This window comes from Pseudomonas koreensis (assembly GCF_025447595.1).
Classification (GTDB): Bacteria; Pseudomonadota; Gammaproteobacteria; order Pseudomonadales; family Pseudomonadaceae; genus Aquipseudomonas; species Aquipseudomonas koreensis_H.
Window position 1 is genome coordinate 20,737 of the sequence record NZ_JAOEJU010000020.1, and the last position, 19,713, is coordinate 40,449.

17 protein-coding genes are annotated in these 19,713 nt (G+C 63.0%); 13 read left to right on the plus strand and 4 right to left on the minus strand.

What is annotated here, in order from left to right; all coding sequences use genetic code 11:
• The first annotated feature begins 105 nt into the window (after positions 1-105).
• Positions 106-585 carry an RNA pyrophosphohydrolase gene (locus N8H71_RS21425; RefSeq protein WP_003229203.1) on the plus strand — a complete coding sequence of 160 codons (480 nt, stop codon included), beginning with the start codon at positions 106-108 and terminating at the stop codon, positions 583-585.
• Positions 586-607: 22 nt separating this feature from the next.
• Positions 608-2,887, plus strand: coding sequence for a phosphoenolpyruvate--protein phosphotransferase (gene ptsP, locus N8H71_RS21430; protein ID WP_262195589.1), 2,280 nt, complete (start codon positions 608-610; stop codon positions 2,885-2,887).
• 97 nt (positions 2,888-2,984) lie between these two features.
• Here ptsP and N8H71_RS21435 read toward each other — a convergent pair whose 3' ends face one another.
• A complete protein-coding gene (locus N8H71_RS21435; RefSeq protein ID WP_262195590.1) occupies positions 2,985-3,731 on the minus strand; it encodes an NRDE family protein in 747 nt (248 codons plus the stop codon).
• Positions 3,732-3,862: 131 nt separating this feature from the next.
• On the opposite strand from N8H71_RS21435, the gene N8H71_RS21440 reads away from it, so the two are divergent.
• From N8H71_RS21440 to N8H71_RS21450, 3 genes are all read left to right on the plus strand, one after another.
• Positions 3,863-4,645, plus strand: a complete 783-nt coding sequence (locus N8H71_RS21440) for a sulfite exporter TauE/SafE family protein (protein ID WP_127800477.1) — start codon at positions 3,863-3,865, stop codon at positions 4,643-4,645.
• A 96-nt stretch (positions 4,646-4,741) separates the two neighbouring features.
• A complete protein-coding gene (gene lgt / locus N8H71_RS21445; protein WP_007953463.1) occupies positions 4,742-5,557 on the plus strand; it encodes a prolipoprotein diacylglyceryl transferase in 816 nt (271 codons plus the stop codon).
• Between the two features lie 50 nt (positions 5,558-5,607).
• Positions 5,608-6,579: a thymidylate synthase gene (locus N8H71_RS21450; protein ID WP_262195591.1), complete on the plus strand. Its 972-nt coding sequence runs from the start codon at positions 5,608-5,610 to the stop codon at positions 6,577-6,579.
• 123 nt (positions 6,580-6,702) lie between these two features.
• On the opposite strand, the gene cadR is transcribed toward N8H71_RS21450, so the two are convergent.
• Entirely contained in the window at positions 6,703-7,152 is a 450-nt protein-coding gene (gene cadR / locus N8H71_RS21455; RefSeq protein ID WP_262195592.1) for a Cd(II)/Pb(II)-responsive transcriptional regulator, read from the minus strand.
• Positions 7,153-7,236: 84 nt separating this feature from the next.
• Here cadR and N8H71_RS21460 point away from each other — a divergent pair, with 84 nt between their 5' ends.
• The 8 genes from N8H71_RS21460 to N8H71_RS21495 all read left to right on the plus strand — a co-directional run bounded on the left by N8H71_RS21460 (position 7,237) and on the right by N8H71_RS21495 (position 16,881).
• Positions 7,237-9,546, plus strand: a complete 2,310-nt coding sequence (locus tag N8H71_RS21460; RefSeq protein WP_262195593.1) for a heavy metal translocating P-type ATPase — start codon at positions 7,237-7,239, stop codon at positions 9,544-9,546.
• Between the two features lie 16 nt (positions 9,547-9,562).
• The gene (locus N8H71_RS21465; RefSeq protein WP_262195594.1) at positions 9,563-10,426 is read left to right on the plus strand and encodes a LysR family transcriptional regulator; all 864 of its coding nucleotides are present in this window, start codon (positions 9,563-9,565) and stop codon (positions 10,424-10,426) included.
• A 241-nt stretch (positions 10,427-10,667) separates the two neighbouring features.
• Complete coding sequence (locus tag N8H71_RS21470; protein ID WP_007953451.1) at positions 10,668-11,744, plus strand: putative 2-aminoethylphosphonate ABC transporter ATP-binding protein; 1,077 nt, start codon at positions 10,668-10,670, stop codon at positions 11,742-11,744.
• Positions 11,744-13,468, plus strand: coding sequence for a putative 2-aminoethylphosphonate ABC transporter permease subunit (locus N8H71_RS21475; RefSeq protein WP_262195595.1), 1,725 nt, complete (start codon positions 11,744-11,746; stop codon positions 13,466-13,468). Before N8H71_RS21470 ends, N8H71_RS21475 begins: the two co-directional genes overlap by 1 nt.
• A gap of 47 nt (positions 13,469-13,515) precedes the next feature.
• Complete coding sequence (locus tag N8H71_RS21480; RefSeq protein ID WP_064600170.1) at positions 13,516-14,541, plus strand: putative 2-aminoethylphosphonate ABC transporter substrate-binding protein; 1,026 nt, start codon at positions 13,516-13,518, stop codon at positions 14,539-14,541.
• Between the two features lie 128 nt (positions 14,542-14,669).
• On the plus strand, positions 14,670-15,803 hold the full coding sequence (locus tag N8H71_RS21485) for a TIGR03364 family FAD-dependent oxidoreductase (protein WP_262195596.1): 1,134 nt from the start codon (positions 14,670-14,672) through the stop codon (positions 15,801-15,803).
• Entirely contained in the window at positions 15,803-16,369 is a 567-nt protein-coding gene (locus tag N8H71_RS21490; protein ID WP_262195597.1) for a phosphonate degradation HD-domain oxygenase, read from the plus strand. The genes N8H71_RS21485 and N8H71_RS21490 overlap by 1 nt, the downstream gene beginning before the upstream one ends.
• Positions 16,370-16,455: 86 nt before the next feature.
• Positions 16,456-16,881 carry a hypothetical protein gene (locus N8H71_RS21495; RefSeq protein ID WP_262195598.1) on the plus strand — a complete coding sequence of 142 codons (426 nt, stop codon included), beginning with the start codon at positions 16,456-16,458 and terminating at the stop codon, positions 16,879-16,881.
• Here N8H71_RS21495 and N8H71_RS21500 read toward each other — a convergent pair.
• Entirely contained in the window at positions 16,878-18,263 is a 1,386-nt protein-coding gene (locus N8H71_RS21500; RefSeq protein WP_074690123.1) for a GTPase/DUF3482 domain-containing protein, read from the minus strand. The genes N8H71_RS21495 and N8H71_RS21500 overlap by 4 nt on opposite strands.
• The gene (locus N8H71_RS21505; protein ID WP_262195599.1) at positions 18,256-19,629 is read right to left on the minus strand and encodes a DUF2868 domain-containing protein; all 1,374 of its coding nucleotides are present in this window, start codon (positions 19,627-19,629) and stop codon (positions 18,256-18,258) included. The genes N8H71_RS21500 and N8H71_RS21505 overlap by 8 nt, the downstream gene beginning before the upstream one ends.
• Between the last annotated feature and the right edge of the window lie 84 nt (positions 19,630-19,713).

Sequence of the window (19,713 nt, forward strand, 5' to 3'; positions counted from 1 at the left end):
GAATACGGTCTTTTCACAAGAGTGCACATAAGCTCGGAACCTTCGTTGCCGCCTTCACAACCTTTGTGGAACAATGCGGCGACATGCGTTTGCGAGGTTGTTGCCGTGATCGACCCCGATGGTTTCCGCCCTAATGTCGGGATCATTCTGACGAATGACGCCGGCCAGGTGCTATGGGCTCGCCGTATCAATCAAGATGCCTGGCAGTTTCCGCAGGGGGGAATCAATCCCGAGGAGACGCCGGAAGACGCCTTGTACCGCGAGCTGAACGAAGAAGTTGGCCTGGAACGCGAAGATGTTGAAATACTGGCCTGCACCCGGGGCTGGTTGCGCTATCGTTTGCCGCAACGTCTGGTGCGAACCCACAGCCAACCGCTGTGCATCGGCCAGAAACAGAAATGGTTTCTCCTGCGCCTGATCTCCAACGAGCAGCGGGTGCGGATGGATCTGACCGGTAAACCGGAGTTCGATGGCTGGCGCTGGGTCAGCTATTGGTATCCGTTGGGCCAGGTGGTGACATTCAAGCGCGAAGTGTATCGCCGCGCTCTCAAAGAGCTTGCCCCGCGCCTTTTAGCGCGCGACTGACGACGGAGTTCGACCCCGAGCCATGCTCAATACGCTGCGCAAGATCGTCCAGGAAGTTAACTCCGCCAAGGATCTCAAGGCGGCGTTGGGGATTATTGTGTTGCGCGTCAAAGAGGCCATGGGCAGCCAGGTCTGCTCGGTCTACCTGCTTGATCCAGAGACCAACCGCTTCGTGCTGATGGCCACCGAGGGCTTGAACAAGCGCTCGATCGGCAAGGTCAGCATGGCACCCAACGAAGGTCTGGTCGGCCTGGTCGGCACGCGTGAAGAACCCCTGAACCTCGAAAACGCCGCGGATCACCCGCGCTACCGCTACTTCGCCGAGACCGGCGAGGAGCGCTACGCCTCGTTCCTCGGGGCGCCGATCATTCACCACCGCCGCGTCGTCGGCGTGTTGGTCATCCAGCAGAAAGAACGCCGCCAGTTCGATGAAGGTGAAGAAGCCTTCCTCGTGACCATGAGTGCGCAGCTTGCGGGCGTAATCGCCCACGCCGAGGCCACCGGCTCGATCCGTGGCCTGGGCCGTCAGGGCAAGGGCATCCAGGAAGCCAAGTTCGTCGGCGTGCCGGGTTCGCCGGGCGCGGCGGTCGGTACCGCGGTGGTCATGTTGCCGCCAGCTGATCTGGACGTGGTGCCGGACAAGACCATCACCGACATCGACGCGGAACTGGCGCTGTTCAAGACCGCCATCGAAGGCGTGCGCGCCGACATGCGTGCGTTGTCGGCCAAACTGGCGACCCAGTTGCGTCCGGAAGAGCGCGCGCTGTTCGACGTCTACCTGATGATGCTCGACGATGCCTCGCTGGGCAGCGAAATCACCAACGTGATCAAGACCGGCCAGTGGGCCCAGGGCGCGTTGCGTCAGGTCGTGACCGATCACGTCAATCGTTTTGACTTGATGGACGACGAATACCTGCGTGAGCGGGCGTCGGACGTCAAGGACCTGGGCCGACGCCTGCTCGCCTACCTGCAGGAAGAGCGTCAGCAGAACCTGGTCTACCCGGAAAAGACCATTCTGGTCAGCGAAGAACTGACGCCGGCGATGCTCGGCGAGGTGCCGGAAGGCACGCTGGTCGGTCTGGTGTCTGTGCTCGGTTCGGGTAACTCCCACGTCGCGATCCTGGCCCGGGCCATGGGTATTCCGACGGTGATGGGTGTAGTCGACTTGCCATACGCCAAGGTCGATGGCATTCCGATGATCGTCGACGGGCTCAAGGGCGAAATCTACACCAACCCGAGCGAAGTGCTGATCAAGCAGTTCGCCGAGGTGGTGGAAGAAGAGAAACAACTGGCGCTGGGTCTCGACTCCCTGCGCGACCTGCCGTGCGTGACCCTCGATGGCCACCGCATGCCGCTGTGGGTCAACACCGGCCTGCTGGCCGATGTGGCGCGGGCGCAGAAGCGCGGCGCCGAAGGCGTTGGTCTGTACCGCACCGAAGTACCGTTCATGATCAACCAGCGTTTCCCGAGCGAGAAGGAACAACTGGCGATCTACCGCGAACAGCTCGCGGCGTTTCACCCGCAACCGGTGACCATGCGCACACTGGACATCGGTGGCGACAAGGCGTTGTCCTATTTCCCGATCAAGGAAGACAACCCGTTCCTCGGCTGGCGCGGGATCCGCGTCACCCTCGACCACCCGGAAATCTTCCTGGTGCAGACCCGCGCGATGCTCAAGGCCAGCGAAGGCCTGAACAACCTGCGGATCCTGCTGCCGATGATCTCCGGCATCCACGAGCTCGAAGAGGCGCTGCACCTGATCCACCGGGCCTGGGGCGAAGTGCGCGACGAAGGTACCGACGTGCCGATGCCGCCGGTGGGCGTGATGATCGAGATTCCGGCGGCGGTTTACCAGACAAGGGAATTGGCGCGGCAGGTGGACTTCCTGTCGGTCGGCTCCAACGACCTGACCCAGTACCTGCTGGCGGTGGATCGCAACAACCCACGGGTGGCCGACCTCTACGACTACCTGCACCCGGCGGTGCTGCAAGCCCTGCAAACCGTGGTGCGCGATGCCCATGCCGAAGGCAAGCCGGTGAGCATCTGCGGCGAGATGGCCGGTGACCCGGCAGCGGCGGTGTTGTTGATGGCGATGGGATTCGACAGCCTGTCGATGAACGCCACCAACCTGCCGAAGGTCAAGTGGATGCTGCGCCAGATCAACCTGAGCAAGGCCAAGGATCTGCTGGCTGAACTGATGACCATCGACAACCCGCAGGTGATCCACAGCTCGCTGCAACTGGCGCTGAAGAGCCTCGGGTTGGCGAAAATGGTCAACCCGGCGGCGGTCAAACCGCTCTAGACCGAGTCGCGCCTATCGCGAGCAGGCTCGCTCCCACAGGGTAATGCATTCCAATGTGGGAGCGAGCTTGCTCGCGATGGCGTCAGTTCAGGCGCCGCTAAATCGAAATCGCCACTTCCCCCAGATGCCCTCCATACGGCCCGAAACTGCGCTCCACCATCCGTCGCGTCCCGTCCGCCTGCACAATCAACGCCGTACTCGCCCGAGTCCCATAGCTCTGGCTGGCAATAAACACACTCGACAACAATGACTCGGTCGCCAATCCCACACCGGTATCTGGCAGGTCAGCAAACGGCGCCGTTTGCGCATCGCTCAATAAGGTCAGCAACCGCTCAGGCTGCGGATCATCCAGCACCGCACTCAATGCCGCCTTCGCCTTGAGCAGTTTCGGCCACGGCGTATCCAGCCCGGCGTTGGACAGGCCATAAACGCCAGGCTGCAACATCACCGGTTCCGAAGACCGCGCATTGAAGTGCCACAGCTCGTTGGCACTGCCCAGCAGCAGGTTGAAGCCGGCATAGTCTGGCGAACGGGCGACAACGTCGGACAAATAGTCATCGATCGACAGGTTTGCGGTCAGAAATCCTGCGACCAGTTCGCCCCGCGAGCGTCGTGCCGGTGGCTGATGCGGATCACGGATGTTGGTCAGCGCGGCAAAACGGCCGTTGGCGCCAAGACCGAGCCAGGTTCCCCCAGCCTCCAGATCCCGTCCCGCATGAACATGCGGCGACTCGGGCCACTGCGCCAGAGGGAGGCTGGGCCGGGCGTAGAACTCGTCACGGTTGGCCGCGACGATCAGCGGCTGGGCATGCCCCGGCCGCCAGGCGAAAACAATCAGGCACATAAGGTGGTCCTTGTGTGTTTTTTGCCCACTCTACGCAGACATCGTCCGTGCATCCATCGCCAGTGGAGCCGAAGGGTATCCATCCGTTACCATGCCGCTCCGGTTTTGGGGACGCGCCTTGGGAGGCAGTCATGGAATTTCTGCTCTATCTGGCGCTGGGCGCCTGTGCGGGCGTACTGGCCGGGCTGTTCGGGGTGGGCGGCGGGATCATCATCGTCCCGGTGCTGGTGTTCAGTTTCACCTTGCAGGGCTTCGATCCGTCGATCCTGACCCATCTGGCGGTCGGCACTTCGCTGGCGACGATCATCTTCACCTCGGTCAACGCCGTGCGTGAACACCATCGACGCGGTGCCGTGCGCTGGTCGATCTTCAAGTGGATGACCGTTGGCATCCTGCTCGGCGCCGGTTTCGGGGCGCTGACTGCCGAAGCGATCTCCGGGCCCAACCTGCAAAAGATCATCGGTGTGTTCGCCCTGGTGATCGCGGCGCAGCTGGCGCTGGACGTCAAACCCAAGGCCAGCCGAACGGTGCCGGGCAAACTCGGTCTGACCGTGGCCGGCAGTGTGATCGGCTGGGCATCGGCGATCTTCGGGATTGGTGGCGGCTCGCTGACCGTGCCGTTCCTGACCTGGCGCAGCGTGCCGATGCAGCAGGCGGTGGCGACTTCGTCGGCCTGTGGTCTGCCGATTGCGGTGGCCAGTGCAATAAGTTTCATGATTCTGGGCTGGCATGATCCCTTGCTGCCGGCCCATAGTCTCGGTTTTGTGTATTTGCCGGCGCTGCTCGGCATTGCCCTGACCAGCATGGTGTTCGCCCGTCTCGGCGCGCGGCTGGCGCACAGGTTGTCGCCGAAGTTGCTGAAACGGCTGTTCGCGGCTTTGCTGTTTTGCGTGGGCCTGAGCTTTCTGTTCTGAGCCGTCTGTTTTGGCAGGTCGCAATCCTGGCTTAATCCTGAGGTGACAGCGTCGCCCGGGAATTTTTGAAGATTTGAATGCTAACGAGGAGTCGCAATGCTGCCTTACCCGCAGATCGATCCGGTGGCCCTGGCCATCGGTCCGCTGAAAATCCACTGGTACGGCCTGATGTACCTGGTCGGCATCGGCGGCGCGTGGCTGCTGGCATCGCGCCGGCTCAACCGTTTCGACCCGACCTGGACCAAGGAAAAGCTGTCCGACCTGGTGTTCTGGCTGTCGATGGGGGTGATTGTCGGCGGGCGTCTGGGCTATGTGCTGTTCTACGACCTGAGCGCCTACATCGCCAACCCGACGCTGATTTTCGAAGTGTGGAAGGGCGGCATGTCGTTCCACGGTGGTTTCATCGGCGTGATGCTGGCCGCGCTGTGGTTCGGCAAGCGTAACGGCAAGTCGTTCTTCCAGCTGATGGACTTCGTCGCGCCGATGGTGCCGATCGGCCTGGGTGCCGGGCGTATCGGCAACTTCATCAACGCCGAGCTGTGGGGCAAGGCCACCGACGTGCCGTGGGCCATGGTGTTCCCGCCGTTTAGCGACCCGGCGCAACTGCCGCGTCACCCGTCCCAGCTGTACCAGTTCGCGCTCGAAGGCGTAGCGCTGTTCCTGATCCTCTGGCTGTTCTCGCGCAAGCCGCGGCCAACCATGGCGGTCTCGGGCATGTTCGCGCTGTTCTATGGCATCTTCCGTTTCATCGTCGAATTCGTCCGCGTGCCGGACGCGCAACTGGGCTATCTGGCCTGGAACTGGCTGACCATGGGTCAGGTACTCTGCGTACCGATGATCATCGGCGGGCTGTTCCTGATCTGGCTGGCCTACCACCGCGCCCCGGCGGCGCCGGTTGCACCGACAGCTTAAATATTCGAACCCCGGCGATGTCTGCCGGGGCTCAAGGACACAGGTAACTCATGAAGCAATATCTCGATCTGGTGTCGCACGTCATCAACAACGGCACCAAACAGGCCAACCGTACCGGCGTGAACACCATCAGCTTTCCGGGCGCCATGCTGCGCTTCGATCTGCAGGAAGGTTTCCCGGCGATCACCACCCGCAAGATGGCCTTCAAATCGGCGATCGGCGAGATGTGCGGCTTTCTGCGGGGCGTGAACAACGCCGCCGAATTTCGTGCGCTGGGCTGCAAGGTCTGGGATCAGAACGCCAACGAAAACGCCCAGTGGCTGGCCAACCCGTTCCGCCAGGGCGAAGACGACCTCGGCGAAATCTACGGCGTGCAATGGCGCAAATGGCCGGCATACAAGCAGATCCCGCTGAGCAATACCGCCGCCATCGAACAGACCTTGAGCAAAGGCTACAAGCAGATTGCCCAGGGCGAAGAAGACGGCCAGGCCTACGTGGTGCTGTACAAAGCCATCGATCAGGTGCGCCAGTGCGTCGACACGATCATCAAGGACCCGGGCAGCCGCCGCATCCTGTTCCACGGCTGGAACTGCGCCCAGCTCGATGAAATGGCCTTGCCGCCGTGCCATCTGCTGTACCAGTTCCACCCGAATGTCGAGACCAAAGAGATTTCTCTGACCCTCTACATCCGCTCCAACGACCTGGGGCTGGGCACGCCGTTCAACCTCACCGAAGGCGCCGCGCTGCTGAGCCTGATCGGTCGCCTGACCGGCTACACGCCGCGCTGGTTCACCTATTTCATCGGTGACGCCCATGTCTACGAAAACCACCTGGACATGCTCAACGAACAGCTCAAGCGCGAGCCGTTCGCCATGCCGAAGCTGAAGATTTCGGACCGCGTGCCGGAGTTTGCCAAGACCGGTGTGTATCAGCCGGAGTGGCTGGAACTGGTAGAGCCGAGCGACTTCTCGCTGGAAGGCTACGAGCACCATGCGCCGATGACTGCGCCGATGGCGGTCTGACAGGCAATGTAAAAAATTGTGGGAGCGAGCTTGCTCGCGAAAGCGTCGGGTCAGTCGATATTTTTACCAACTGACACTCCGCCTTCGCGAGCAAGCTCGCTCCCACAGTGTTATGTGGTGTGCTCAGTGGCCGTGACTACGGCCCACATGCGAATGCTCGACCTCCGCCGCCACAACCCCGCCACTCACCTCCAGCCGCTGCAAAATCCCGCATTGATCCGCCTCCGGCCCTTCGCCACAGCGCTGGCGCAGGTCGAGCAGTTGCGTCTGCAAGGCCAGTAACCCGTCGATCCGCGTCTTGACGTGCTGGATGTGCTCGTCGATCAGCGCATTCACGCTCTCGCACTGATCCTGCGGGCTGTCGCGCAAGGCGAGCAGGCTGCGGATTTCTTCGAGGGTCATGTCGAGGGTGCGGCAGTTGCGGATGAAGGTCAGGCGCTCGGCGTGGGCCTGGGTGTAGACGCGGTAGTTGCCGTCGCTGCGGGCCGGTTCCGGCAGCAGGTTTTCACGCTCGTAGTAGCGGATGGTTTCCACGGCGCAATCGGTCTGTTTGGCCAGTTCTCCGATCTTCATGACGGCAATCTCCAAAAGGGTGCTTGACCCTATAGTGGCTACAGGGTCTTTACTTGGCAACAGGCACCTTCATGGACGCGACCAATGAGCGATTCCCTGCACACCCACAAGCCCGGCGACGGGCACGATCACAGTCACAAGCTGCAGCCTGTGCATAAACATGCCCACGCCGGCGATTCCTGCTGCGGGTCGAAAACCGTTACGCCTGCGCCAGCTCATTCGAGTGACGACGCCTGCTGCTCGTCGAAAGCCGCCGCGCCTTCACTGGTGCAACTGAGCGAGGCAAAAAGCGCCGACGCCCGGCTGAGCAGCTTCCGCATCGAGGCGATGGACTGCCCGACCGAACAGACGCTGATCCAGAACAAGCTCGGTAAACTGGCCGGGATCCAGCAGCTGGAATTCAACCTGATCAACCGCGTGCTCGGCGTGACCCACAATCTGTCGGACACCGCGCCGATCATCGACGCGATCAAATCCCTCGGCATGCAGGCCGAGCCGCTGGAGGCGGGCGTTGAAGCGCCGGTCGTAGCCCCGGTGAAAAAACACTGGTGGCCGCTGGCGCTGTCCGGCGTCGGTGCGCTGGCCGCTGAAGTGATCCACTTCACCAGCGCCGCCCCGACCTGGGTGGTGGCGATCATCGCGCTGATCTCGATCCTCAGCGGCGGCCTCACCACCTACAAGAAGGGCTGGATCGCCCTGAAGAACCGCAACCTCAACATCAACGCCCTGATGAGCATCGCCGTGACCGGCGCCGTGTTGATCGGCCAATGGCCGGAAGCGGCGATGGTGATGTTCCTGTTCACCGTGGCCGAGTTGATCGAAGCACGCTCGCTGGACCGCGCGCGCAACGCCATCAGCGGCCTGATGCAGATGACGCCGGAGCAGGCGACTGTGTTGCAGGCGGACGGCAACTGGGTCGAACTGGACGTCAAAAGCATCGATCTCGGCGCCCGGGTGCGAGTGAAACCCGGCGAGCGCATCGCGCTGGACGGAGAAGTCGTCAGCGGCAGTTCGACCATCGATCAGGCGCCGATCACTGGCGAAAGCCTGCCGGTGGAAAAAACCGTTGGCGACAAGGTCTTTGCGGGCACCATCAACCAGGCCGGTTCGCTGGAATACGCGGTGACCGCTGCGGCGAACAATTCCACCCTGGCGCGGATCATTCACGCCGTGGAACAGGCGCAAGGCGCACGTGCGCCGACCCAGCGCTTCGTCGATCAGTTCTCGAAGATCTACACCCCGGTGGTCTTCGTTCTGGCGCTGGCCGTGGCGATCATCCCGCCGCTGTTCATGGGCGCCGCGTGGTTCGACTGGATCTATCGCGCGCTGGTGCTGCTGGTGGTCGCGTGCCCGTGCGCTTTGGTGATTTCCACCCCGGTGACCATCGTCAGCGGCCTTGCGGCAGCGGCGCGCAAAGGCATTCTGGTCAAGGGCGGTGTGTACCTGGAGGGCGGTTTCAAGCTCGATTATCTGGCCCTCGACAAGACCGGCACCATCACCCACGGCAAACCGGTGCAGACTGATTACCTGTCCCTCGACCCGACCGCCGACGCCACCGCCCCGGCCATTGCCGCCGCGCTGGCCGGACGTTCCGATCACCCGGTGTCGCTGGCCATCGCCAATGCGGCTGTGGATAAAGGTTTCGCGGCTCTGGTTGTGGATAACTTCGAAGCGTTGGCCGGCCGTGGGGTAAAAGGCGAGGTCAACGGTCAGGTCTACCACTTGGGCAACCACCGACTGGTTGAAGAACTGGGCCTGTGCTCGCCGCAACTGGAAGAAAAACTGTTCGCGCTGGAGAAACAGGGCAAATCCGTGGTGCTGCTCCTCGACCGTTCCGGCCCGCTGGCTCTGTTCGCCGTGGCCGACACGGTCAAGGAAACCAGCCGCGAAGCGATCCGCCAACTGCACGAACTGGGCGTGAAAACCCTGATGCTCACCGGCGACAACGTCCACACCGCGCAGGCGATTGCGGCGCAGGTCGGGATCGATCAGGCCAAGGGCGACTTGCTGCCGACCGACAAACTGCAAGCCATCGAAGACCTGTACGCGCAGGGCCGCCGGGTCGGCATGGTCGGTGACGGCATCAACGACGCGCCGGCACTGGCTCGGGCGGAGATCGGTTTCGCCATGGCCGCAGCCGGTACCGATACGGCGATTGAAACCGCCGATGTCGCCCTGATGGACGACGATCTACGCAAGATTCCGGCCTTCATCAGCCTGTCGCGCCATACCGCCGCTATCCTCAAACAGAACATCGCACTGGCGCTGGTGATCAAAGCGATCTTTCTTGGGGTAACCTTCGCCGGGCTCGCCACCATGTGGATGGCGGTGTTTGCCGACATGGGCGTGAGCCTGCTGGTGGTGTTCAACGGTTTGCGCCTGTTGCGCAAATAGAGGAAGAGGGACGGTTGTGCTGAGTGCCGAGCTGAAAGCGTTTTACATGGTGGCCCGCTTGGGCAGCATCACGCTGGCGGCGAAAAAGCTCGGCCTCAGCCAACCGACCGTGACCACCCAGATCCGCAATCTGGAAAGCCAGTATTCGGTGGAGCTGTTCTACCGTGGCGGCCGGCGCCTGAGTGTCAGCGACGAAGGCGCGCGGTTGTTGCCGATGGTCAAGGCGCTGTTGCAGCAGGAGGCCGATATCGAGTTCTTCCTGCGCAACAGCGGCCAGGTGCAGGGCACGCTGCGCATCGCCGCCACGGCGCCGTATTACATCCTCGATCTGGTGAAGACCTTTCGCGAGCGCCTGCCGCAGGTGGAAGTGTCGGTGGAAATCGGCAACTCGCAGCAAGTGCTCGAAGCGCTGGAGGATTACCGGGTGGATGTCGCGGCGTCGTCGCAATTGCTCGACGATGCACGGCTGATCCGCCGGGTGCTCGGCAGCGATCCGCTGGTGCTGGCGGTGCATCGCAATCATCCGCTGGCGGCGCACGACCATGTGACGCTGAGTGCGCTGACCGGGCATACCTTGCTGATGCGTGAATCCGGTTCGACCACCCGGCGGCTCACCGAAGAATTGCTGGCCAGCGCGGGCGTCAATTTCGGCCCGTTGCTGGAAATCGGCAGTCGTGAGTCGATCCGCGAGGCGGTGCTGCGCAATATCGGCATCAGCATCATCGCCCGCCAGGAAGTGCCGCACGATCCGCAGTTGCGGGTGCTGACCCTGGAAAATGCGCCGCAGATTCCCGAATACCTCTACTGCCTCAAGGAACGCAAGAACGCCCGGTTGCCGGCAGCGTTTCTCGGACTGGCGCAGGAAATGTCCCCGGCCTGAGATTTTCAGTGCCTGTGCCGGCCTCTTCGCGAGCAAGCTCGCTCCCACAGGGGATAGTGTTCACAACGCAGATCCAATGTGGGAGCGAGCTTGCTCGCGAAGGCGTCGGACTAGGCAACACAGGACTTGAGACCTGAACCAAAATCCCTGAATACCACTATCGGTCGTTTTTGCCTTGTTGCCATATGACCGACGCATTACAACTCTAGGATTCGTCTCATCTGCTCGATGAGGCCTGTCCATGAACCCTGCAATCGCAACTGCCCTGACCAACCCCGGCGCACCGATGAAAGTGCGCGGCGTGCAGAAGCGCTTCGGCGCTTTCACGGCGCTGGATAACGTCTCCCTCGATGTCGCGGCCGGTGAGCTGGTGTGCCTGCTCGGCCCGTCGGGGTGTGGCAAGACCACGCTGCTGCGTTGTATCGCCGGTCTGGAGAAGCAGGACAGCGGCGAGTTGTACCTCGGCGAGCGCGACGTTTCCCACCTCGCCCCGCAGGCTCGCGACTACGGCATCCTGTTCCAGTCCTACGCGCTGTTCCCCAATCTGACCGTCGAAGCGAACATTGCCTACGGCCTCGCCGGCAGTGGTCGCGATGAAGTGCGCCGTCGTGTCGGTCAGATGCTGGAACTGGTCGGCCTCACCGGCAGTGAGAAAAAGTACCCGGGCCAGTTGTCCGGCGGCCAGCAGCAACGGGTGGCACTGGCCCGTGCCCTGGCTCCCGCGCCGTCGCTGCTGTTGCTTGACGAACCGATGTCGGCCCTCGACGCCCGGGTCCGCGAGCATCTGTGCACCGAGCTGCGCCAACTGCAACGCAACCTCGGCATCACCACCCTGATGGTCACCCACAATCAGGACGAAGCCATGCTGATGGCCGACCGCATCGCCGTGATGAACAACGGCAAGGTCGAGCAGTACGCCACCCCGCAGGAAATCTACAACCGCCCGGCCACGCCGTTCGTGGCCGAGTTCGTCGGCCAGGGCAACTGGCTGCCGTTCCAGCGCAGCAGCGACAGCCACGCCAAGGTCGGCGGGATGAACCTGCGCCTGGCCGACGGCAGCGTCCACAGTCCGTCGGGCCGGCTGTTCTGCCGTCCGGAAGCGATCAACGTCAATCCGTTGGTGCACGAAGAAAACCTGTTCCCGGCCAAGGTTCGCGAGATCACTTTCCTCGGCAACCGCTGCCGCATGAGCTTCGAACTCGATCAGTTACCCGGTCACGCCTTGCTCGCTGAACTGGCGCCGGAAGCCATGCCACGCCTCGGCGCCCAGCAGATCATGGTCGCCTTGCCGCCACGCAGCCTGCAGGTGTTTGCCTGATGAACAGCAACCTCGCACTGCCGCTACCGCAAAAGCAGGCGCGGCAGGTGTCCGGGGCCGAGGTCGGCGACCGGATCTTCGTCCTCGGCGGCAAACTCCTGCTGCTGGTGCTGCTCGGTGTGGCGGTGCTGTTGCCATTGCTGGCGATCTTCTGGCGCGGCTTCAGCAGCGAAGCCGGGCAGGGCGGTGGCTGGCTCGCCGCGAAAGAGCTGGTGACCAGCGACAATTTTCACTGGCTGCTCGGTAACAGCCTGAAGGTTTCCCTCAGCGTCGCGGCCATCGTCGTACCGCTGGCCTACCTGTTTGCCTACGCCTTGCAGCGCACGTTGATTCCGGCAAAAGGCATCTGGCGCGGTATTTCGCTGCTGCCGCTGATGGCGCCTTCGATGTTGCCGGGGATCGCGCTGGTCTATCTGTTCGGCAATCAGGGCATGTTGCGCGGGCTGCTGTCGGACAACATCTACGGTTTCTGGGGGATTGTTCTGGGTGAGGTGATCTACACCTTCCCACACGCCTTGATGATTTTGCTGTCAGCCCTGTCGCTGGCAGATGCGCGATTGTTCGACGCTGCGTCGAGCATGGGTGCAAGCCCTGCAAAAGCCTTCCGCAGCATTACTTGGCCGGCAACCCGTCAGGCCGTGTTCGCCGCGTTCTGTCTGGTGTTCACCCTGACCATCACCGATTTCGGTGTGCCGGTGGTGGTCGGTGGCGACTATCAGGTGCTGGCGCTGGAAGCCTACAAAGCGGTGGTCGGCCAGCAGCAATTCGGTCGCGGCGCATTGATCGGCATGGTTCTGCTGCTGCCGGCGCTGTTCAGCTTCGGCGTCGATGCCTGGCTGCGTCGCCGTCACGGCGACTCCATGAGTGGCCGCGCCCAGGTGTTCAAACCGGCGCCGTCGAAGAAGCGCGATGCTTTTTATCTCAGCGTTGTGCTGCTGATCAGCGCCGCGTTGCTGCTGGTGTTCGGCATGGCGGTGTTCTCGTCGCTGGTGAAGTTCTGGCCGTACAACCTGTCGTTGTCGCTCAACCACTACCAGTTCAACGAGACCGCCGGCGGTGGCTGGCTGGCCTACGGCAACAGTCTGAAGATGGCGCTGGGCACGGCGTTGATCGGTAGCGTGCTGATCTTCACCGGTGCCTACCTGATGGAAAAGACCCGCAACCAGCGAGGGCTGAATCTGACACTGCGCATGCTCAGTTTCGTACCGATGGCGGTGCCGGGGCTGGTGCTGGGTCTGGGTTATGTCTTCTTCTTCAACCTGACTGGCAACCCGCTGCACGTGCTGTACGGGACCATGACCCTGCTGATCGTCTGCACCATTGCTCACTATTTGACCACTGCGCAGATGACCGCCACCACCGCGCTGCGCCAGCTCGACGCCGAGTTCGAGGCCGCCGCGCTGTCGCTCAAGGCGCCGCTGTACCGGCATTACCTGCGGGTCACCGTGCCGATCTGCCTGCCGGCGCTGCTGGACATCGTGCGCTACCTCTTCGTCTCGGCCATGACCACCGTGTCTGCCGCGATCTTCCTCTACAGCCCCGACACCATCCTCGCGGCGGTGGCGGTGCTGAACATGGATGACGCCGGCAACGTCGGCGGCGCGGCGGCGATGTCGACCCTGATTCTGTTCACCTCGGCGGGCGTGTCCTTGCTGCTGGCCTGGGCTTCGCGCGGCTTGCTGCGCCGTTCCCAGGCCTGGCGGCAAACGGCGCCCGGCCACTGATCCACGACTTGTCCCTAAAGCCTCAACTCACCTACAGGAAAACGATCATGTTCAAGCCTATGGCCCTGGCCGCTGCTGTGCTCGCTACTTTCAGCCTGAATGCCTTCGCGGCAAAAACCGAGTTGACGGTGTACACCGCCCTCGAAGCCGAACAGTTGAAGTCCTACAAAGAAGCCTTCGAAAAGGCCAACCCGGACGTCGAGATCAAGTGGGTGCGCGACTCCACCGGGATCATCACCGCCAAACTGCTGGCCGAAAAGGATCGCCCGCAGGCTGACGCGGTGTGGGGCCTGGCAGCATCGAGCCTGGCGATCCTCGATCAGCAAGGCATGCTGCAAAGCTACGCGCCGAAGGATCTGGGCAAGATCGGCGCGAACTACCGCGACGCCGCCAACCCGCCAGCCTGGGTCGGCATGGACGTCTGGGCTGCGACCATTTGCTTCAACACCGTCGAGGCCGAGAAACAGGGCCTGACCAAACCGGTGAGCTGGCAGGACCTGACCAAGCCTGAGTACAAGGGCAAGATCGTGATGCCGAACCCGGCTTCGTCCGGCACCGGTTTCCTCGACGTCAGCGCCTGGCTGCAAACCTTCGGCGAAAAGCAGGGCTGGGCTTACATGGACGGTCTGCACCAGAACATCGGCCAGTACGTTCACTCCGGTTCCAAGCCTTGCAAACTGGCGGCAGCCGGCGAATTCCCGATCGGGATTTCCTTCGAATACCCGGCGGTTCAGCTGAAGCGTCAGGGCGCGCCGCTGGACATCATCCTGCCGAAGGAAGGTCTGGGCTGGGAGATCGAAGCGACTGCCGTGATCAAAGGCACGCCGCATGAAGAAGCTGCGAAGAAACTGGCCGACTTCTCCGCCAGCGCCCCGGCGATGGATCTGTACAAGGAAAACTTCGCCGTTCTCGCGCAGCCGGGCATCGCCAAGCCGCAGACCGAACTGCCGGCCGACTACGAGCAGCGCCTGATCAAGAACGACTTCGCCTGGGCCTCGAAGAACCGCGACGAGATCCTGACCGAATGGCGCAAGCGCTATGACGGCAAGTCCGAGAAAGTCGCTGCCAAGTAAGAACTTCATCGACTGACAGGGCCCCTTCGCGAGCAAGCTCGCTCCCACACTGGATCGCATTCACAACGCAAATCAATGTGGGAGCGAGCTTGCTCGCGAAAGCGGTCTCTCATTCAGAGCATCTCTAGATGACACAACACAAAGACTTGCTGATCGTCGGCGCCGGCATTCTGGGCCTGTCCCACGCCTATGCCGCCGCCCGACGCGGTCTAAAGGTCACTGTTTTCGAGCGCGCCGCCACGCCCATTGGCGCCTCGGTACGCAACTTCGGCCAAGCACTGGTCACCGGCCAGCCACCGGGTCCGATGCTCGAACTGGCCAAGGCCAGCCGCGACATCTGGGGCCAGTGGGCGCAGCTCGCCGGCCTGCAACTCAAGCGCAACGGCTCGTACCTTTTCGCCCGCACCGAGGCCGAAGAGCACTTGCTCGAAGCCTTCTGCGCCGGACGCGCCGTGGAGCACGACTACCGCGTCGAACTGCTGCGCGGTGCCGAACTGCGCGATCTGTACGGCGGCCAGTTCAGCCATCACCGCGCCGCGCTGCACGGGATGGACGATCAACAGCTGTACTCCCGGGAAGCGATTCCGGCGCTGATCGATTACCTGCGCCGCGAACTCGACGTCGAGTTTCACTTCTCGACGCTGGTGCGCGATGTCGAGCCAGGGAGGCTGCAAAGCACTGCCGGCACTTTCACTGCCGAGCAGATCATCGTCTGCTCCGGCCACGATTATCAGACCTTGCTGGCCGAGCCGATTGCCTCCCTCGACCCGCAAATCTGCCGCCTGCAAATGCTCCGCGCCCGGCCGCAGATCGACCTGAACTTGCAACACGCCTTGCTCACCGGCCTCAGCTGCGTGCATTACGGGGCCTTCGCTGACCTGCCGGAAGCGACCGCAGTGCAGGTGCAAATTCTGCGCGAGCAGCCACACTTGCAGGAAAACGGCATTCACCTGCTGATCAGCCCGACGCCGTATGGCGAACTGATCATCGGCGATTCGCACCATTACGGCAGCGATCCTTCACCGTTCAACGCCGAGCAGGTCGACAACTGGATGCTCGAACTGGCCGAACAGACCCTCGGCTGCAAGGTGCAAGTGGTCGAGCGCTGGCAGGGTGTCTATGGTTCCCGGGGGCCGGGGCCGTTTTCGTTCCTGCGTCCGACGCCGGGGCTGAGCGTGGCCCTGATGCACAGCGGCGTCGGCATGAGCGTCGGCCCGGCCATGGCCGAGCGCAATGTTGCACAGCTTTTTGGAGAGCGTTGATGTTGACTCACGAACAAGTCATCGACCGTGTGTTCGGCCTCTATGAGCGTTTCGGCGCCAGCGACTACATCGGCGAGCCGGTGTCGCAGATCGAGCACATGTCCCAGGCGGCGCAACTGGCCATCGCCGAAGGCTTCGACGACGAAGTGGTGCTCGCCGCGTTCTTCCACGACATCGGTCATTTGTGTGCCGAAGGTGCGGAGAACATGGGCGGTTACGGCGTCGTCAGCCACGAGCGCCTCGGTGCCGATTATTTGCGTGAGGCCGGATTCAGCGAGCGCCTGGCGCGGCTGGTGGAATATCACGTCCAGGCCAAGCGCTATCTGACGCTAAGGGAATCGGGTTATTACGAGCGCTTGAGCGAAGCCAGTCGCCGCACCCTGGAATATCAGGGCGGAGTGATGACCGAGGCCGAAGCGGATGCGTTCGAGCAGGATCCGTTGTGCGCTGTGAGTTTGCGGATGCGCCAGTGGGATGAACTGGCGAAGGAAATGGCCGTGCCAGTGATGGATCTTGCGCTGTTGAAGGACAAGGCTTTCACGTTGCTGTCCCGCGAGGCGCGCTGAACCGTCTTACGCCAAACCGGGAAACGGTGCATGGCGCGTGTTGCTCCTTCGGCCCAGACTGGTTTTTTTGCCGAAGGAGCGCACGGATGCGTTTTTTGAAAGTGATTGCCCGGGATCGATCGGGCAGCGGCGCAGGGGACAGTGTCCGGCTGCGCTTTCATGACAGCGAACTGGATTGGCGCGAAGCCTCGGCTCGCGAAGTGGCGCAATTGCGCAGCTTCACCCGAACCTATCTGAAATGTGCCTGGTTCAATGCGGCCGATGAAGACGCACGACATCTGCGAATCTTCGCTCTGAACCCCAGCAGCGACGGGACGCCGGAGTCAGTGAGGCTGCATTTTCACGAGGGCGATGCCATCGCTTACAAAGCCGCCGTCCACGACCTAGATAACGATGGCGGTTTCGAGGTCGTCCTGTGTTCGGACGTCGACAACGACGGGCGAGCCAATCGCACTGATCGCAGCCGGGCGACGGCGCTGGTCAAACAGTTCCTCAAGCTTCGCTGGTTCTAGAGTTCGAGAACCTTGCTCACCAGTTCATCGATCTGTTCCTGACGCTGGGCCTGATTCAGCTTCGGATGCGGATTGAGCGACGACCATTGCGGGTGGGCGCGGGCGATGTTCAGCGCCTCCGGCAGCTTGCCCTCGCGCCAGGTCTTGTCTTGCGGCGTCGCCACCTGAATGCTGTCCAGCGCCGCATGGCCGCGGGCATTCAGTGCTTGCAGCAGTTGCCGCTGACGCAGGGCCAACAGGCGCAACACGTTGTCGTCGACCGTCAGTTCCCGCTGCCCTTTGATCTTGCCGAGCAGGCGGTTGCCATAGCTGCGGGCGGTTTGCAGGGCGCCGCCGGCAATTGCACCGGCCAGAGCGGCGGCGCCGAGGGTGATGCCGCCGACCAGCAGATCCACACCCGCACCGGCTGCGGCACCGGCGGCGATTCCGCCGCCGACTCGCACGCCGAGTTGCTTGAGGGTTTCCGGGTTGAACAGGTCGTCGCCCCAACGCCCGTCGAGCAGCGGCAGATCACTGGCGGCGGCGTCCTGCGGGCGGAAGGCGTAGAGTTTGAGCAGCGCTTCGACGCAGCGTTGTTCGCGCTGGCGCACGGCTTTGCGCAGTTCGCTGATGGCCTGTTGTTCCTGCTCGGCGTTGCTCGCCACGCTGCGTCGGCACGCGGCGCAGTCGATCAGCAATTCGGCGATAAGTCGCGCGGCGCTTTGCTCGCGGGCGAGGCGTTGGGCCTGTTGATCGGCGATCAGGCGTTCGAGCTGAGGGCGGGCGTTTTCCAGCAACAGGGCGAGGCTTTCATACAGCCGCCGTTCGCCATCTTCCGGCGGGGCGACGCTGTCGAAACGCACCAGCGCATGCAGGCCCAGACGCGCCAGTGCTTCGCGCCAGTCCGGCTCGCGGTGGTTGGCGCTGCTGACGAAATTCAGCACCGGCAGCAACGGTTTGCCGCAACTGGCCAGCACTTCCAGTTCGTCGCGGTACTTGGCCAGCACCGGTTCGCGGGCGTCGATCACATACAGACCCGCATCGGAATCGAGCAGTTGCCGCAGCACCTTGGCTTCCTGTTCGAAACGCTGGCGCGCTTCGCTGCCGTCGAGAAACCGCGCCAGCCGGGCCGGGCCGTCGAGGCGTTCGCCGGGGCGTTCCAGACGCTCGAGAAAATCCAGCAGGGCGATGGCGTCTTCCAGACCTGGCGTGTCGTAAAGGTCGAGCAACGGCTCGCCATCCACCGACAGCCGCGCGCCTTCGACATGCCGGGTGGTGCTCGGGCGATGGGAGACTTCGCCGAAACCGACGTCGCGGGTCAGGGTGCGCAGCAACGAGGTCTTGCCGACGTTGGTGTGGCCGACCACCGCCAGTTTCAGCGGCGCTTTCCAGGCGTCAGTCATGTCCGTGCTCCAGCCAGTTCAACGGGGCGCAATCGGCGAACGGCAGCTCCAGTTGTTGCAGCGCCACGTGCCAGTCACCGAGGCGTTCGGCGTCCAGCGCCTGACCTTGCGGCGCCTGCAATAGCCAGACGCGGGTCGCGGTGGCATTGCGCGCCAGCTCGGCGATCAGCGCCAGGCTGCCGCGATCCGGTGAACGCCGTGGGTCGCAGGCAATCGCGAGGCGTGCCGGCGGGAAGCGGCTGAGTTGTTCGAGCAGTTTGTTGCGCGATTCGCGACTGTCGAGGATGCCGGCGTTGCTGACGTTTTTCGGCAGCGTCGGCGGCCATGAGTGTTGGTCGTCGAGTTCGATTGCCACGAGCAACGCGCCATCGCTGGCGTGTTCGCCGATGGTGCTTTCTACGCGGTGCAATTGCGCAGGCTCGGGATCGGTGATGCCGAGGCGTTCGCTGGTCGGCATCAGGCGTTCGCGCAGTTGGGCGTAGCCGGGCAGGTTGAGGTCCAGACGCAACGCTGCCTTGCCGCTGTTCCAGCGCCAGAAGCAGAACAGCGCCAGCAGCAGACGCGGCAGCACGCCGTACACCACCAGCACGCCGACCAGCCAGGTCGCCCAGGCCTGACGGGCGCTTTCGATGTTCAGCGCGGTGTCGCCGCTGGCGCGGATCATTTCGACGGTTGGCACATTGAAGCCCAGCAGCGCCGGCAATGTGCCGAGGGCCTGGGTCATGTTGATGAACGTGTCGGCGCTGAGAATCGTGGTTTCCCAGACGAAGCCGTAGCGCCGGGTCGCCATCAGCGTCAGCAGCAAAACCAGCGCGCTGACCATCGCCAGCAACCACAGGCCATTGACCAGCATGCCGAGCGCCCAGCGATTGAGCTTCTGGCGTTGCAGCATCAACAACAGGGCTGGCGCCAGTTGCGCCGCCTTGGCGTCGCGGGCGAGTTTTTCACTGAGCCACAGCCACAAGCGGCCAAGGGTGGCGCCATGTTCGCCAGCGAAGATCAGCCCCAGCGCCCAGCTCAACAGCAGAATCAGGTTCAGCCCGAGCAGACTGCCCAAGGCCCAGAACACATTGACCGGCGTCTGGCCCAGTGCGGCGAAAGCCAGGCCGGCGCCACTCAGTACCGCGAAGATCGCCAGCAACACCAGCGCCAGACGCGCGCCTTGCAGCCAGTGCTTGAGCGCAGAGGTCAGGCCGTCGCGCTCGGCCAGCCACAGGGCACGGCGTTGAATGCGTCCCGGCAGGTCGCCGCCAGCCGCGCGGGCCAGGCGATTGGCTTCCAGATCGTCCAGCGGGCCTGCGTGTTCTTCGCGCAGGCGCACGGTTTCGGTGAGCCAGAGGTTTTGCAGTGAAGTCAGTTCAGTCACGCGGCATCCCGTTGCTTGATTGAGCCGTGAGCATAACCGCTGTGGCGCTTATCGGGGTAAGGGCGGCTCTGGTATCCTCGCCGG